Annotated in this window: 14 protein-coding genes and 1 other annotated feature; of the genes, 12 read left to right on the forward strand and 2 right to left on the reverse strand. The window is 29.2% G+C overall.

All coding sequences use genetic code 11. The annotated features are described in order from the left end of the window. The first annotated feature begins 21 nt into the window (after positions 1-21). The 3 genes from HBE96_RS20055 (at position 22) to HBE96_RS20065 (ending at position 1,626) form a co-directional block, all read left to right on the forward strand. The gene (locus HBE96_RS20055) at positions 22-249 is read left to right on the forward strand and encodes a spore coat protein (RefSeq protein ID WP_169299482.1); all 228 of its coding nucleotides are present in this window, start codon (positions 22-24) and stop codon (positions 247-249) included. Positions 250-274: 25 nt separating this feature from the next. Then, the gene (locus HBE96_RS20060) at positions 275-568 is read left to right on the forward strand and encodes a spore coat protein (protein WP_169299483.1); all 294 of its coding nucleotides are present in this window, start codon (positions 275-277) and stop codon (positions 566-568) included. A 461-nt stretch (positions 569-1,029) separates the two neighbouring features. Beyond that, positions 1,030-1,626, forward strand: a complete 597-nt coding sequence (locus HBE96_RS20065; protein WP_169299484.1) for a sugar O-acetyltransferase — start codon at positions 1,030-1,032, stop codon at positions 1,624-1,626. A gap of 603 nt (positions 1,627-2,229) precedes the next feature. Here HBE96_RS20065 and HBE96_RS20070 read toward each other — a convergent pair. After that, the gene (locus tag HBE96_RS20070) at positions 2,230-2,730 is read right to left on the reverse strand and encodes a phosphotransferase (protein WP_243187007.1); all 501 of its coding nucleotides are present in this window, start codon (positions 2,728-2,730) and stop codon (positions 2,230-2,232) included. Positions 2,731-2,951: 221 nt separating this feature from the next. Here HBE96_RS20070 and HBE96_RS20075 point away from each other — a divergent pair, with 221 nt between their 5' ends. The 6 genes from HBE96_RS20075 to HBE96_RS20100 all read left to right on the forward strand — a co-directional run bounded on the left by HBE96_RS20075 (position 2,952) and on the right by HBE96_RS20100 (position 12,021). Further along, entirely contained in the window at positions 2,952-4,223 is a 1,272-nt protein-coding gene (locus tag HBE96_RS20075) for a 2-hydroxyacyl-CoA dehydratase subunit D (protein ID WP_169299485.1), read from the forward strand. Beyond that, positions 4,220-5,923, forward strand: coding sequence for an acyl-CoA dehydratase activase (locus HBE96_RS20080; protein WP_169299486.1), 1,704 nt, complete (start codon positions 4,220-4,222; stop codon positions 5,921-5,923). Before HBE96_RS20075 ends, HBE96_RS20080 begins: the two co-directional genes overlap by 4 nt. Before the next feature lie 102 nt (positions 5,924-6,025). Next, on the forward strand, positions 6,026-6,955 hold the full coding sequence (locus HBE96_RS20085; RefSeq protein ID WP_169299487.1) for an FRG domain-containing protein: 930 nt from the start codon (positions 6,026-6,028) through the stop codon (positions 6,953-6,955). Between the two features lie 295 nt (positions 6,956-7,250). Then, positions 7,251-7,482 (forward strand) — a binding site (T-box leader). Between the two features lie 93 nt (positions 7,483-7,575). Then, positions 7,576-8,799, forward strand: coding sequence for a tyrosine--tRNA ligase (gene tyrS / locus HBE96_RS20090; RefSeq protein WP_169299488.1), 1,224 nt, complete (start codon positions 7,576-7,578; stop codon positions 8,797-8,799). A gap of 121 nt (positions 8,800-8,920) precedes the next feature. Continuing rightward, positions 8,921-9,439, forward strand: a complete 519-nt coding sequence (locus tag HBE96_RS20095; protein ID WP_169299489.1) for a type 1 glutamine amidotransferase domain-containing protein — start codon at positions 8,921-8,923, stop codon at positions 9,437-9,439. Positions 9,440-9,594: 155 nt separating this feature from the next. Continuing rightward, positions 9,595-12,021 (forward strand): histidine kinase N-terminal 7TM domain-containing protein, encoded by a 2,427-nt coding sequence (locus tag HBE96_RS20100; protein WP_243187008.1) that lies wholly within the window; start codon positions 9,595-9,597, stop codon positions 12,019-12,021. A 309-nt stretch (positions 12,022-12,330) separates the two neighbouring features. On the opposite strand, the gene HBE96_RS20105 is transcribed toward HBE96_RS20100, so the two are convergent. Continuing rightward, the gene (locus HBE96_RS20105) at positions 12,331-13,134 is read right to left on the reverse strand and encodes an HAD family hydrolase (protein ID WP_169299490.1); all 804 of its coding nucleotides are present in this window, start codon (positions 13,132-13,134) and stop codon (positions 12,331-12,333) included. Positions 13,135-13,294: 160 nt separating this feature from the next. Here HBE96_RS20105 and HBE96_RS20110 point away from each other — a divergent pair, with 160 nt between their 5' ends. From HBE96_RS20110 to HBE96_RS20120, 3 genes are all read left to right on the forward strand, one after another. After that, the gene (locus HBE96_RS20110) at positions 13,295-14,059 is read left to right on the forward strand and encodes a DeoR/GlpR family DNA-binding transcription regulator (protein ID WP_169299491.1); all 765 of its coding nucleotides are present in this window, start codon (positions 13,295-13,297) and stop codon (positions 14,057-14,059) included. A 126-nt stretch (positions 14,060-14,185) separates the two neighbouring features. Further along, positions 14,186-16,156 (forward strand): oxidoreductase, encoded by a 1,971-nt coding sequence (locus tag HBE96_RS20115; RefSeq protein ID WP_169299492.1) that lies wholly within the window; start codon positions 14,186-14,188, stop codon positions 16,154-16,156. 594 nt (positions 16,157-16,750) lie between these two features. Beyond that, the gene (locus tag HBE96_RS20120) at positions 16,751-17,596 is read left to right on the forward strand and encodes an ABC transporter substrate-binding protein (RefSeq protein ID WP_169299493.1); all 846 of its coding nucleotides are present in this window, start codon (positions 16,751-16,753) and stop codon (positions 17,594-17,596) included. Positions 17,597-17,617 lie beyond the last annotated feature (21 nt).

The following is a 17,617-nucleotide window of genomic DNA, read 5'->3' on the forward strand; positions in this document are numbered from 1 at the left end:
AATTAAGGAGGCTTAAAAAATATGGAACAACAAACAATTGCACCACATGAAACTATGCAGCTTCATGAACTGTTAACCTTTAAAGACCTTTGTCTTACTAAATCAGTTACCATGTCATTATTGGTTAGTGATGAAGAATTAAAAACTATTTTAAAAAATGATGCCGCTACATTAAAGCAACATATAAAAGAATTAAGTGAGCTTATGACACATTCACCTATAGCTACTTCGGTAGATGGCGAATCTTAAACTAATATAGAAAGAAGGTAGGCATATGAATTCAATAATAGAAAGTCTTACTGGAATGGATAAAATGAGTGATCAGGTTATAGCTACAGACTTTTTGATATCTGCTAAAAGTGCCGTTAGAAATTATTCAATGGCACTAACTGAAACAACTTCCAAGGAGGTCAGAACAGTACTTAGAAAGCAGCTAAATGATGTCATTATAGCGCATGAAACAATTCTAAACTATATGTCAAAAAAAGGTTACTATAATGCTTATAATTTAAATGAACAATACAAAATAGATATGCAAACAACAGAAACAGCACTAAATCTTACATAAGCCAACCAAGGAGGCTTACTGCAAAATTAAAATTATATAGCAGTTCTTTTTATGTTTAAAAAAGAGCAAATAAATGAGATATTGCAAAACTAATCACTTTAGTTTTGCAATATCTTCTTTTGTCAATGCTATTCAGTTGATGATATAATAACGGTTTTGCTAAATAGTTCATAAGTTTTTTAAATTGGACATGCATATGCTGTGTTTTTATAATTAATAACAATATCAAAATAGAAGTGCATAATTTAAAAGGTTAGTAAGATTTTGAAATTGCAAGTATTTTTATATAAAGTATAATTACTATAAATAAACTGTATTATTGTGATATTATATTGAAAAAGCGTAAATATTTTACATGGAAATGAGAAATATACGAATAAAGTGGTATAATGTTTACATAAATTAAATTTAGAGATTTAATGAATTATGAGAGCTATTGATACAGTGTGGAGGTAGTAAAAATGACAGAAAAAGAAAAAATGATTAATGGAAAACCATATAGAGCATCTGGAGAAGAATTATTTAGGGAACGACAACATGCTAAGGAAATGCTATTTGATTTTAATAGCTTGCGTCCAACTGAAATTGATAATAGAAATGTGATTATAAGAAAATTGCTTGGCAAGGTTGGAGTCAGCTTTTTTATTGAACCACCATTTCGATGTGACTATGGATATAATATTTCTATTGGAGAAAACTTTTATGCCAATTATAATTGCACTATTTTGGATTGTGCTAAAGTTACAATTGGTGATAATGTTTTGTTTGCACCTAATGTTAGTCTTTTTACAGCAGGTCATCCAATTCATTTTGAGCCACGTAATGAAGGGATTGAATATGCCTTTCCAATTACTATAGGTAATAATGTTTGGATAGGTGGTGGTGTTATTATAAATCCCAATGTTAAAATTGGTGACAATGTAGTAATTGGTTCTGGTAGTGTAGTAACAAAAGATATTCCATATAATTCTATTGCGGTAGGTAATCCTTGTAAGGTTATAAGAAAAATTACGGATAGTGATAAGCAATATTACTTTAAAAATCTTAAAATTCAATAGCATATGAATATAGTATGAATGATATGCTATTTAGTCTTGAGGCACTTTTGTATCATACTTTAAATGCTATATGATATCCAGCTAAAAACCTTTAGAAATAAAAATCTGAAGGTTTTATTTTTATATAGAAATTTTTTGTTTTTTTGTGCAGAATGTTTCTAAAAATATTAAATATGTTCATCAAATAAGCAGCTTTAATATTATTGCTTTTACAAAATATGATAATTTATTTGATTTATATTACATAATATGTTAATCTTTTGAAGGTGAGGTGATAGTAATGTACGAATTAGTGAAATATGGTTCTGTTATAGTATGTACGATAATAATATTAGTTGCTATATATCAGGTTGCAACAGGAAAAGCTAAATTTCAACAAAAGAAAAAATAATTGAAATGTTAATGATATATTTTATATAAAATTAAAGTGGCTATTGTATTTAATTAAATACAATAGCCACTTTAATTTTAACTTATTACTATGATTGCTATTTTCTTTGGAATTTTAATACTAGGTAACTCAACTTTAGCAATAATCATTTTTTATCTATATATTTTAAGTTATTTATTCTAATCAAAACTTTAACTTTACTTTGCTTCGCGTTATACTTTTAATTTGTATTTGTCTTTATTTTGTAAATACCATTTAGGAATTATTAAGTTGAAATTATCATAATGATCAAAGGATTTTAAACAACGTTTCATCATTCCATCAAATTCTTTTTGTCCAAGTTTTTCTGCCCATTTAATTGAATACAAAGACGCATGTGCTACATATACTGCTTGTATTTTCCAAAAGTCAATTGGAGGATTTTCATTAAAGTATCCTTGAATTTCTCCTACTGAGAATGCAATACTATGTTCTATATCAAAACTTTCAATCTTGTAAAACTCTTCATATTTATCACCACATTCTAAGCGGTTAAAATCTATAACTCCAATTGTTTTATCAGGTGTATATATTAAGTTTCCCACATGAAAGTCACCGTGTTCATAAACAGGTGATGACTTGCATAACATATTAATGTTGTTTCTTACAAATGCTATAGCTGTTTCATCATTTGGAATTCGGATAGATGAATTTTCATATTTTTGTAACTGCAATAACTTTTTAGAAATTTTATTTACTGAAGGAATATCTTGTGGTTCAACTGGAATGCTATGAATTTGTTTTTAAAATGTTCATAAATATTTTTTATTATTTTAATCAAAAATTAACAAATTTGATTAAAATTCCAATAGAGGATAAAATTAAAATTAGTTAAAATAAACTTAAATATCAATTATATGTAGAAATGACAATTGGTCATAAAATGAGGTGAAGCATGAATATAGTAAAAAAGTATGAAGAATTAACTAAAAAGGAAGCTAAAACTAACCCAAAACTAGCATACAACATGATTAAATTGGGACTTTTTTTTGAAAAACAAATAGTAAAATTATCGTCTAAAGAAGTTCCAAAAGCATATACAGAGTTAAGTTTAATAGCTGTTAATTCAATTCTAAAGGCATTAAAAAATCCTGAAAATTCTGCATGGGTTAATATCTTTACTCCAGTAGAAATATTACAATGCTTTGACATAAATCCTTTATCAATAGAATGTATGTCATGCTTTATGTCAGGATTTCAATGTGAAGATTTTGTAAATGAATATGCTGAAAATATGGGTGTAGCAGAAACCTTATGCTCTTATCATAAAGGTTTTATTGGAACAGTTGAAAGCGGAATACTTCCAGAACCTAAATTTGCATTTACAACATCTACTTGCTGTGACGGCAATATTAACACAATACGTTATCTTACTGCAAAACACAATTTAGACTCATATATATTAGACATTCCTTATGAGTATTCTTTAAAAAGTGAAAAATATGTTGTAACTCAATTGAAGCATATGATTTCTATGATTGAGGAGAAATGTAATAAAAAATTTAATGAGGATAAATTAAAAGAAATATTAAAAAGAGAAAATGAATCTAAGAGGCTTTTTAAAGAATACTTAAAATATCAAAGAACAAAATATTATCCAAGCTCTTTAACGTTACATATGTATATGCTGTTTGCATCTCATGTGGGTATAGGAACTAAAGAAATTTATGATTTTTACAAGTTATTAGTGGAAGACATAAAGAAGTATCCTGAAAGTGAAGGAGTAAAGATATTTTGGGTTCATCTTTTACCATACTATCAAGAGACGATGAAGGAATATTTTAATTTTAATCCTAAATATCAGGTTCAATGTTATGATACAAACTTTGATTATATGGAGGAATTGGATATAGAACATCCACTAGAAGCATTAGCTAAAAAACTTATTTTAAATATATATAATGGTCCTTATGAAAGAAAGGTTGAAGCAATTGGAAAGGTAGTAGACGAGCTTGATTCGGATGCTGTTATCCACTTCTGTCACTGGGGGTGCAAGCAGTCTTCAGGTGGAGTAATGCAGCTTAAGCAGGCTATGAAAGAGAAAAGTATACCTATGCTTATTTTAGATGGTGATTGTATGGATAGACGAAATTGCCATGATGGTCAGTTAAAAACCAGGTTGGAAGCATTCTTAGAAATACTAAAAAATACGGAGGCAAGCAGATGATTGGATATACATGTAAATATGCACCTATAGAAATATTTACAAGCTTAGGAGTTAAGGTAAAGAGAATTGAGCCTAATGTAACAAGTTATGATAAAGCAGAAACAATAATGCATACTAATTTGTGTTCCTATGTTAAGGGTGTATTGGAAGATGTGATTATGAATGATTATGAAGGAGTAATATTAACCAGCTGTTGTGATAGTACTAGAAGACTATATGATACACTAAAAGATAACTTTCCAGATAAATTTATTTATATATTAGATTTACCAAGAAAGGTTAATGAAGAATCTGTTAAGCTTTATGAAGATACAGTTAAGGAAATGTTGTATTCTTATGAAAGGTTTAGTAGGAAAATATTTGACGAGAAAAAACTTAAGGAAGTATGCGATTCACTAAAAGTCCAATCCATTAAACCTTCAAAAGGGCTAAATATAGGATTAATGGGTGCAAGATGCAATGATGGAATAATTGAATTAGTTAAGAGCTATGATGCTAATGTATTGTTTAATATTTCATGTACTGGAGATGAACGAAAATACGATTTAAAGAGTGAAAACATATATCATGAATATATAAAAGACTTATTAAGCAAACTTCCATGTTTGCATATGACAGATATTAGTGAAAGAGAGAGTTTTCTTGAGGAGCAGAAGAAAAATTTAGATGGAATTGTTTATCATACAGTTAAGTTTTGTGATATTTATTCTTATGAATATGCATATATTAAGGAAAATTATGATATTCCTGTATTAAAAGTAGAAACGGATTATACTAAGCAATGCGAAGGTCAAATAAAAACAAGAGTTGAAGCTTTTATTGAAGCGTTAAAAGCAAAGAACGGGATAGGTGATGATGTTATGGAAAAACGTATTGATGATAGGCTAAACAGTAAGGATATCATGGAAGACACTACAGGAAAAAGATATGTAATGGGAATTGATAGTGGTTCAACATCAACTAATGCTGTTATTTTAGATAGTGATAAGAAAATTGTAGCTTATACTGTAGTGAGAACTGGAGCTAAAAGTAGTGAAAGTGCTAAGAGAGCTTTAGATGAAGTACTTAAAAAGGCTGGAATGGATAGAGAAAGACTTTCACTAATTGTGTCTACAGGTTATGGAAGAGTTAGTATACCTTTTGCAGATAAAGAAGTAACAGAAATAAGCTGCCATGGAAAGGGTGCTCATTATATAAATTCTAAAATTAGAACAATAATAGATATTGGTGGACAGGATAGCAAAGTTATTAAACTAAATGAAAAAGGTGAGGTAATTGACTTTGTAATGAATGATAAGTGTGCAGCAGGAACAGGAAGATTTTTAGAAATGATGGCTAGAACTTTAGAAATAGATATAAAAGATATGGGGCCAGAGTCTTTAAAATGGAAGGAAAGTATAAAAATAAGTAGTATGTGTTCTGTTTTTGCTGAGTCAGAAGTAATTTCGCTTATTGCACAAAATAAAGAAAAAGCCGATATTATTCATGCTTTAAATCAATCTATATCCAGCAAAACCAATGCTCTTCTTGGAAGGGTAGGAAAAGAAAGTGAATTTATGATGACAGGTGGAGTAGCGAAGAATATAGGGGTTGTAAAAGCTTTAGAAGAAAAAATAGGAGAAAAGCTATTTATATCTGATGAGCCAGAAATAGTTGGAGCAATAGGAGCAGCATTGTTTGGCTTTGAAGGGTTAGAATAGAAGGTTTAAACTTGTGAAAGATAGATAGAGCACTATTTTTATTATCACTCATCATATTCCTTATACATATTATAGAACAAGAAGTTATGAGGAGGAATAGAGATGAGTAGAAATCATGTAAGTCATGTAAATAATGTAAGTGATGTAAGTGATGTAAACAATATAGATAATTCTAAAACTGAGCCAGTAGAGAAAGTGAGTAAGAAAGTAAGTCAGTGTGAAGAAAAAATAAAGAGTGTTGAAGAATATCTTAATGCTATAGATAGTATTTATAAAAAATTCTGGGAAGAAAATCAGAGTAATGATACTATTAAGTATAGTCCTAAAATTTGGTATAGAGGTGTTAGAGCTCAGGATTATGAGATGTTACCTTCTATTTCAAGAAATGGATTAAATGTAAGTCATGAAACAATATTTTTATCCAAATTCAAATCAAAATCAATACCTTATTTAGGTCAGTTACCAGCATATCCTTTTTCAAAAGGACTTTCTGGTTATTGGGATTGGATGTTTTTAATGCAGCATTATGGTGTACCTACAAGACTTATGGATTGGTCTGAGGATGCATTAGTAGCACTTCTTTTTGCTATTAATGTAGATGCAACAGATAAAGAATTAGCTAAAGATCCTGCGGTTTGGTGTTTGAATCCTGTTAAATTAAATGAAGCTTTTAAGTTTAATGATGTTTACCCATTAGGATATATTCCTAATGTAGAGGAAAAGGAAGTATACGAGATGTTTGGACCAGAACAAAGTGGATTTGTTAATAAGAAGCCCTGTGCAGTTTATGGACCTTTGAATAGTACAAGAATTGTGGCTCAAAAAGGAGTATTTACAATTTTTCCGTATAATAACAATATGACTGAATTTGATAAGCTTCTAGATAGTTCTGACTATATGGAAAAACTTATAATATGCAAGGATTCAAGGGAAGATATTACAGAACAGCTTAGGAAATATGGTATAAACTACGCACAATTATTTCCTGAAATTGAGTATGTTTCAAAAGAAATATTTGAAGAGGGATATTAGCATAGAAGGGTTTCACTGTGATATAATTCTTTGTAGGAATTATTTAGTAGTAAAATTTTCGCAGTTTAAAAATATTGCGAAGCTTTTGTCTGGCAGTATGCTTATATTATGCCCAAATTTTGTATGCGCTAAAATTGGGGTAATATTTTATTAACCTATGGGGAAAATATTATGAACAGTAAAAATAATGGTAGCAGAATCGTTTGAAAAACCGTTGATGAAAAAAATCACAAAATGTAACATATATTGTTTTGTGACTTTACTTTTATTAATTTATAAATTATAATTAAATTATCTAAAAGCTATGAAAGGAATAAGTAGGTCAGTTTTATGTTATTTAGAGAGCATTTGGTTGGTGAGAAGATGCAAACACACTGATTCGAAATACATCCTGGAGCTGCTGCCTGAATTATAGTAGGGTTTGACGGGCACGCCCGATATAGCGTGAGAGTGTGATTGCACTCAGTGAGGGAAATTCTGTGAGGAATTTCTAAGTCAGAGGTGGTACCGCAATTTTTGCCTTCTGTTCCAATTGGAGCAGAAGGCTTTTTTATTAAGCAATCATCTGATTATAAGGAGGATGAGCTTCATTACTAAATATTTTTGATAGGAGTGTTATAATGAAAATTTATGATGAACTAGTAGCTCGTGGCTTGATTGCACAGGTTACTGATGAAAGTGAAATTAAAGAACTTATTGATAATGGTAAGGCAACCTTTTATATTGGATTTGATCCAACTGCTGATTCTTTACATGTTGGTCATTTTATGACTCTTTGCCTTATGAAGCGTTTGCAGATGGCAGGCAATAAACCTATAGTTCTTTTAGGCGGTGGAACTGGTCATGTTGGTGATCCATCTGGACGTACTGATTTACGTTCTATGATGACACCTGAAACAATTCAGCATAACTGTGACTGTTTTAAGAAGCAGATGGAAAGATTTATTGAATTTGGTGAAGACAAGGCAATTATGCTTAACAATGCAGAGTGGCTTTTAAAGCTGAATTACATTGATTTCCTTCGTGATGTAGGAGCTTGTTTTTCTGTAAATAATATGCTACGTGCAGAATGTTATAAACAGAGAATGGAAAAAGGGCTATCTTTCTTAGAATTTAACTACATGATTATGCAATCTTATGATTTTTATTATCTTCATAAAAATTATGGTTGTAATATGCAGTTTGGCGGCGATGACCAATGGTCTAATATGCTAGGTGGTACAGAATTGATTCGCCGTAAACTAGGTGAAGATGCATATGCTATGACAATTACATTGCTTTTAAATTCTGAAGGTAAGAAAATGGGTAAGACTTCTAGCGGAGCTGTATGGCTTGACCCTAATAAAACATCACCTTTTGAATTCTTTCAATATTGGAGAAATGTTGGAGATGCTGATGTTCTTAAATGCATACGTATGCTTACCTTCTTGCCACTTGAACAGGTTAACGCAATGGACAAATGGGAAGGTAGCCAGTTAAATGAGGCTAAGGAAATATTAGCTTATGAATTGACTAAGCTAGTTCATGGTGAAGAAGAAGCAGAAAAGGCAAAAAATGCTTCTCATGCTCTTTTTGCAGGTGGTACAGATGACTCTAATATGCCAACTACTGAAATTTCAGATGACCAGCTAAATGATGGTGTTATTAGCATTTTAGATTTAATGGTAGCATGTGGTTTAACTGCGTCTAAGAGTGAAGCAAGACGTGTAGTTCAACAGGGTGGTGTATTTGTTGATGATGATAAAGTTAAATCCATTGACTATAATATTACTTTAGAACAACTAAAAAATGGTGTTAAAATACGTAAAGGAAAGAAAACTTATCATAAGGCTTTGATAAAGTAGATTAGATAAAATACAATTAAAGAATAGTAGTTATCCAATTTGACATGGAGCTACTATTTTTTAATATGATTGAGAATATATTTATTAAAGCTAAATGTTAATTATAAGAGGAGGAATTAGCATGAAAACTAATAAAAAGGTTTTAAGTCTTATTCATAGCGATTTTGAGGATTTAGAATTTTGGTATCCTATTTTAAGGCTTAAAGAAGAAGGAGTAGAAGTAATTGTAGCTGGTGAAAAAGCTGGTGAAACATATATTGGTAAGTATGGAGTTCCTGCACACTCAGACTGTGCTTTTTCAGAAATAAAGGTAGAAGAATTTGACGGTATTTTAATACCAGGAGGGTGGGCTCCAGATAAACTAAGAAGATTTCCAGAAGTTATAGACATAGTAAGAAAGATGAATGATGAAAACAAGGTAGTGGGACAAATATGTCATGCTGGATGGGTAGCAATCTCAGCAAAGATTTTAAAAGGAAAAAAGGTTACAAGTACTCCAGGAATAAAGGATGATATGGAAAATGCAGGTGCAACCTGGATTGATGAAGATGTAGTTATAGACAAGAATCTTGTTTCTAGCAGGCGACCAATGGATTTACCTATATATATGAAGAAATATATTGAAGTTTTGAACAAGTAGTTATAATAAGCTAAAAAATATATATAAGTATATTTTATAATTTCTCCAAGAAGTTTTTTGGAGAATTTTTCTATGTATATAAATATAGGAATAATACTAATTTGCTATAGGTTTGTAAGAAATATTTAGTATAATAGGTGTATGAGGTGAGTTTTTTGAAGATAAACAATTTTTTTAGCTTTATGCTATTATTATCTGCATTAGTATTGTTTTTTATAGGGTGTTTTTCATGGAAAAGAGGCAAGAAATATGTTTCTATATCTTTGATTCCTGTATCAATTTATGCATGTGGATATGCATTTGAAATACTAAGTACAAGTATTGAATGGGTAAAATTTTGGGTTAAGGTGGAATATTTAGGAGGAGCTTTTTTAGGAGCACTATGGTTAATGTTTGCAATTAATTTTACTGGGAGCATGGACAAAATTAAGAGAAAAACCTTAATGCTAATATATATTATACCTACTATAACATTAATAGTTAATTATACAAATGATTTTCACCATCTGTTTTATAAAAAAATGTATATTAACAATCAAGGGGTTTTTCCAATTTTAGAGGTAATACATGGACCATGGTATTGGATACATACAATATATAACTATGTATTAATGCTTGTAGGACTGGTAGTTTTTATAAGGGCTTATTTAAAAGCAGTATCAATTATAAGAAAGCAAATATTACTTTTAATAATAGCCTGGATAATTCCATGGATTTCAGATGTTATTTACATTTTGGGATTACTTCGTTTAGATGTGGATTTAGCTCCACTTGCACTTTGTGTTTCAGCAATAATATATAGTTTTGCTGTGCTAAGATTTAAACTTTTAAAACTTACACCAATTGCACTGGATAAAGTTTTTTCTAATATGTTAGAAGGGGTCATAATATTGGACTGTGAGAATAATATAGTGAATTTTAATGATGCATCGAAAAATATTATTTCAGAATTACAGTATATAGAAGCAGGTGATAAAAAAATTGATGAGGTATTGAAGGAGTATGAGACAATATTAAAAGCTGTAAATAATGATTGTTATAATGAAGGTTTAATAAGTATAAAGAATAAAGAGCAGTTAAGATATTATAAGATGAACATTACCAATATATATGAGAGTAATGGTAAAAGTAGTGGTAAAATAATAATTTTGAATGATATTACTGAGTTTGAGTTGCAGAGGGAAAGGCTAACTGATAATTTGAATTTTATTGAAACGCTTATGGATGCTATTCCCAATCCTATATATTTTAAGGATGAAAATGGAATATACAACCATTGTAATATTGCTTTTACAGAATATTTAGGGATTAAGAAAGAAAAAGTAATAGGAAATACTGTTTACGAAATATTTGAAAGGAAATTAGCAGAAACCTATGATAAAACAGATAAGAGTTTAATGGAGAAAGAAGGAGCTCAAGTTTATGAATCAAAGCTCATGCATAAGGATGGTATACATCATGATGTGATTTTTAATAAATCAGTTTTTGTAAATGAACAGGGTAATTATAAAGGATTAGTTGGAGTTATACTAGATATTACAGAAGAAAAAAAGAATAGAGAAAAAATAAATAAGCTATTAAAGCTTAAGGAAGTTATGCTGAATATTGGGTATTCTATTAATGAAATATCAGATATTAATGATTTGCTCCAATTAATATTAGATGAAGTTATTAACTCTATTGATATAAGAGGTTGTGGTTCTATAGTGCTTTTACATGAGGATAAAAATTTAAGAATAGCTGCATCTAAAGGCTATAATTCAGGAGATATTAAAAAATTTGTGATTACCCTTGAAGAATGTGTTGCATGGCGTAAGAATGAAGAAAATTTAAATAAGACAGTTATTTATAATGATATTGATAAAATGAAGAATGTAAGTATGTTAAACACAGCAGAAGGAAAAAAGATAAAATCTGTTGTTAGGTCACCAATTATTATAGATGATAATCTATATGGATTTTTAAATATTGATAGTATATATAATAATGTATTTGATGAAGTATATTTAGAATTAATGGAATATGTAGCAAATCAAATTTCTATTGCAATTACTAAGCATAAGCTTTATGAAGAAATATTATATTTATCTAGATATGATAAATTAACCAATGTGTATAATAGAAGTTATTTTGAACAATTACTTCGTAACAATATTTATAGCAATGGTACAAATAAAAAAGAATTTTTTTTAGCAGTTTGTGATTTAAATGGATTAAAATATATTAATGATAATTATGGACATTTAGCAGGAGATGAATTAATTAAAACATTTTCAAGAGGGCTAAGTAGTTTAGCTGAACCTTTTGACATTATAGGAAGATTTGGAGGGGACGAATTTGTTGGAGTTTTTTTTAATGTGGATTTCCAAAGTTTAAATAATAGATTTAAAGAATTGAGCAAAAGCTTTAAAAATAATCCAATAACTTTTGAGGAAAATAAAATTATTTGCAGCTATAGTTATGGAATTGTTGGATTTCCGAGGGATGGAGAGGAAATTGATGAGCTAATAAAAATTGCTGACAAGCGTATGTATGAATATAAAAGTATGGTTAAAAAAATAATTACTAATAAAGATGTTTAGATATACCAATCAATATTCTATACAAGTTTGTGTAAATCAAATTTGTATAGGTTTTTATTTATATTTAAATCGTTAGCATTTATATATAACATAAGGTCAGCAGATATTTTTACTGCATTCATTTTTGGTTTAATATAAAAAAGTTAAAGTGGACGCTGGTATATGATCAATAATTTTAGGAAGTATTGCTGGGCTTTTATGGTAATATATTAAAGATATTTTTGGAAGTATGATTATTGTGGTGGGACAATTATACACAGTAAAATAAGCGGCAGAAAGTTAATGCCGCTTAAATGTTTAATTTCAATATTATGATATACATAAATCAGCTAAAATAGATTTTTCTATTTCTAAAGCAACTCCATCATTTTGTACTGTATCTGTAACTTTTTTAGCGAAACCTTTAACATAATTATCTGCATTTCCCATGGCTATTCCACAACCTACAGTAGAAAGCATTTCTATATCATTTTTTCCATCACCGAAAGCATAACTATTTTCTATTGGAATATTTAAGTGATTAAGTGCTTTTAATATTCCTGAAGCCTTTGTGTTTGATTTTGAATATAATTCAAAATAACCTCGGTTTAAATCATAAAGATAATTGAAGTCTTCATTTTTCAAAGATAAGCAATAATCCATAGATTTTTTATCAGTGCAAAGCATTTCAATCTTGTATATATCTACATCTTCAAGGTTATAATCACCCTGTAAGTATTTTTTTGATATATTGTAATCGGCAAAAAGTGAATGTAGTTTTTCATATTCATTTTTAATGTATGAATATGATTCACCTTCTAATATATATTGAATATTACGTTTTTCAAAATTGTGTATAAAGTTTCTTATATGATCCTTTTTTATAGAGTTTTTATATATACATTTTTCTTTAACTTGTACATATGCACCATTAGCAAATACAAAACCATCAAATCCAAAGTTACGTATAGCATCACTTAGAAAAGCATAGGGCCTTCCTGTTGCAATAAAAACATAATTTCCATTTGATTGTAGTGCACGTATAGCTTTTTTTACTCTAGGAGTGATGTCTTTTATTCCATTTAAACAATCAATTAGAGTTCCATCAATATCAAAAAATACTGCTTTTTTCATAACTCCTTATCCCCCTCCTGATATCATGTTACTATTTGATGTAACTTATTATCATTTAATATCATTTTATTTTATTTATTCTCATTTGTCAATTGATTTAATCGAACTTTAATATTATAATTATTAAAACAAAGTAAATGAGAGTTAATTGGAGGAGAAAATGTTTATTGAGGAAAGACACAAACTTATCTTAGACTTATTAGAAAAAGACGGAAAAGTATTAGTAAAAGATTTAAGTATAAAGTTTCAGGTAAGTGAAAGTATGATTAGAAAGGATTTACAAGTTTTAGAGAAAAATAACTTGCTACAACGTACTTATGGTGGTGCTATTAATATAAAACGTACTATAGTAAATGCTGAAAGTTTCTCCAAGAGAGTTGAAAAAAATACAGATTTGAAAGAAATTATTGCTAAAAAAGCATATGATTTAATTGAAGATGGTGACACTATATTTTTAGATTTATCAAGTATTTCTTATTTTCTTACAAAGCTTATTATGCAGAATAGAAAAAAAGTCACATTAATAACTAATATGGTTGCGCTATCTTCATTATTTAATTTAGATTCAAATATGAATGTTATTTTTATAGGAGGAGATTATAATTTCCTTGAAGGTGGAAACATAGGGTCTCATTCCATTGAACAAATAAAGCTTTACAGATGTAATAAATCATTTATAGGATGTAGTGGAATAGATTTAAGAGATGGAAGTGTTAGTTCTGGTATATCTGAAGATGCAGGTACTAAAAAAGCAATCATTAGTATATCTAAAGAATCATACCTGATGGCATTAAATGAGAGATTTAGTTTAGATGGGATTTTTAATTTTTCAAATATAACAGATTTTCATGGTGTTATTACAGAGGATTTGCCAAATAACGCTATAATGAATTTGGTTGAGCAGTATGATGTAAATTTAATTTGATTTGGAAAGTAAACCGTCTAGTGGTATAATTATGCATATATTGAAAAGTATTAGAATTAAGTGACAATAAGTGCAGAAATATGTTGATTTGAAACAATTATATTAGTTAATGCTAGAGGTGAGGTTATGTATAGAAAATTATTTGAAAAAGGAAAAATAGGAAAATTAGAAATTAAAAATCGTATTGTTATGGTGGCATTAGCATCTGGGGTTGCAAAAACTGATCAAACTGTTGGCGAAGATATGATAGAATACTATTTAGAACGTGCCAGGGGTGGAGCAGGTTTAATTATTGCTGAGAACACCCGTGTAAATGATGAACATGGTGTTGCAGCAAAACGTCAGATATCTGTTGCTAGAGATGAACATATAGTTCCACTTGAAAAATTAGTAAATGTACTTCATGCAGAGAAAACAAAATTTTTTGTACAATTACATCATCCAGGAAGAGAAACCTATTCTAATTTAAATGGAGATAAGCCAGTAGTTGCTCCAAGTGCAATACCTTGTGGAGTTTGCAAACAGGAAACTCGCGCATTAGAAACTAGTGAAGTAGAAAGCTTAATTAAGGATTTTATTAATGGTGCAAAACGTGCAAAAGCGGCAGGAGTAGATGGCGTTGAACTTCACGCTGCACATGGATATATAATTTCTCAATTTTTAAGTCCATACACTAATAAAAGAACGGACAAGTATGGTGGAAGCTTTGAAAATAGATTCAATTTCTTAAAGGAAATAGTCTTAGGTATTAAGGAAGCTTGTGGTAAGGATTATCCTATAAGTGTTCGTTTGACAGTAGATGAATTACTAAAATTAAATGGAGTAAAAGAAGAATATTTAAATTTAGAAATGGGAGTTAAAGTGTGTATAGCTCTTGAAAAAATAGGAGTAGATGTTATAAATGTTTCTAATGGAATCTATGAAACCTTTAACTCTTTATCAGAGCCTATGACCTATCCTCAAGGTACAAGAACACCATTGATTAAAGCTGTAAAGGATGCTGTTAATGTACCGGTTATTGCTGTTAATATGATTAAAGAACCTTGTTTTGCAGAAAAAATGCTGGAGGATGGATTAGTTGATTTTATTGGTCTTGGAAGAGCTTTAGTGGCAGATCCTAATTGGCCTAAAAAAGCAGAAGAGGGAAGAGATGAAGATATAAACCGTTGTATTTCCTGTACATTTTGCTTTGAAACCTTATTAAGTGAAGTTATTCCAGATGTTGGACCAATTAAGTGCGCAGTAAATCCAAGAGCTGCTCATGAGCTTCAGTATAAGGAATTTAATAAAAATGGCAATGGAAAAGTAGTAGCTGTTATTGGAGCAGGAGTTTCTGGTTTAGAAGCAGCAAGGGTACTTTCAATTCGTGGATTTAAGCCAGTAATTTTAGAAAAGTCAGATAAAATTGGTGGTCAAATTAATATTGCAGATAAGCTTCCAAATAAAGAAAAAATCCATTGGATTGTAGAGTATGAAAAAACACAACTAAATAAAATGGGAGTAGAAATTAGATTTAATACCAATGCTTCTGTTTATTACTTGAGAAATATGAAGCCTTATGCAGTATTTATTGCCACAGGTGCAATACCAATAGTTCCAGAATCTATTGAAGGTTTAAACAGCAATAATGTATATACTATTGATGATGTGTTAAGTAGAAGAGTAAACATTACAGGAAAAAAGATTGCAGTAATTGGTTCAGGAGCATCTGGTTTAGAAACTGCAGAATTTTTGTGTGAAAAAGGTAATGATGTATCTATTATTGAAATGCAGGATGAAATTGGAAAAGGTATTTATGTGCAGCATTACTTAGACGCTATGGATAGATTAAGTAAGTTTGATATTAAGTATATGCCATCTAATAAATTATTATCAGTAACTGATAGAGGGGTTAGATTAGAAAAACTAGTTGAAAATAAAATTGTGGATTATAATGTAGACTATGTAATATTATCTTTAGGAGTTAGATCAAATAATGGAATGGTAGACGTTTTTACTAATAGATTTGACAATGTTAAAGTTATTGGTGATGTTTCAGAGGTAGGAAGAGTTGAATCTTCAATACGAACTGCTTTTGATGCTGCATATAATCTATAAAAGTTAGCAATACAAAGGTAAAATATATTTATTGTAAAGCTAGATAGTTATGTTGCCTAATTTCAATTCATTAGAAATGTGAAAAGTTATATAAAACATATTATTCAAAACTACTTAAAAGATTTTGGATAATATGTTTTTTTATTAAATAATGCTAATTATTTCGCTTCTAGGTTTAAAAATTCAGCGTAATAAATATCCTAAAATTTAAATTAAATATTTATGGGTTAATAGTGAAAGAAAATATTATATAACCATTCTGATTTATATAATATAGTAATGGAATATTATATTAATGTCAATAATTAAAAATATAAAAATATACTAAATCTTGTACAATATTTAATTTATTTAGAAATTTATAAATAATTATTGACAACAATAGCAAAAACATTATAATATTGCAATTAAGATAGTACAAAATGAAATAATGGTCGAAATTGTAAGATATATGTAGTTTTAATTGATAATTCTCAACCATAAGTCCACTGACTTGATATGAATAGATTCATAAAGGATTACACATTCTACTAAAAAGAAAGAACTTACTTTTGTTCTTTTCTATACAAATTTTAAAAATAGGAGGTCTTTTTTATGAAGAAAAAACTTGCACTATTATTAAGTTTAATTTTTGTTTTTTTAGTGGGATGCACTACTAAACAGCAAGAAGCTGCTAAACCAAAGGAAGCTAGAAGTATGGTACTAGCTACTACTACCAGTACCCAAGATACGGGACTTTTAGATTATTTAGTTCCATTATTTAAAAAGGATACTGGAATAGATGTAAAGGTAGTAGCTAAAGGAACAGGAGAAGCTTTAAAGCTTGCTCAAAATGGAGATGCTGATTGTCTTTTAGTACATGATAAAGCAAAGGAAGAAGAATTTATAAAGAATGGTTATGGTATTAAAAGAAATGATGTAATGTATAATGATTTTGTTATTGTAGGACCAGCTGAAGATCCAGCTAAGATTAAAGAAAAGGCTTATAATAATCCAGTTGATGCTTTAAAGATAATTAAGGATAGTAATGCTAAATTTATCTCAAGAGGAGACGAATCAGGTACTCACAGCAAAGAAAAGAGCTTATGGAAGTCTGCAGGAATTACGCCTAGTGGAAGCTGGTATGTATCTGCAGGTAAGGGAATGGGTGCAGTATTACAAATGGCAGATGAAATGAAAGCTTATACTTTAACTGATAGAGGAACATATTTATCTATGAAAAACAAGTTAAAACTTCAAATTGTTACAGAGAAAAGTCCTCAGTTATATAATCAATATGGAGTAATAAAATTAAATCCTGCCAAGAACCCTAAGCTTAAGGAAAAAGAAGCAGATGAATTTTACAATTGGATTTTGTCTGATAAAATTCAAAAAACTATAGGTGAATATGGAAAAGACAAATATGGTCAGGCACTTTTTATTCCAAATGCTAAAAAATAATTTATAATGGGAGACATTTTT

It is taken from the genome of Clostridium muellerianum (genome assembly GCF_012926525.1).
GTDB classification, from domain to species: Bacteria; Bacillota; Clostridia; order Clostridiales; family Clostridiaceae; genus Clostridium_AM; species Clostridium_AM muellerianum.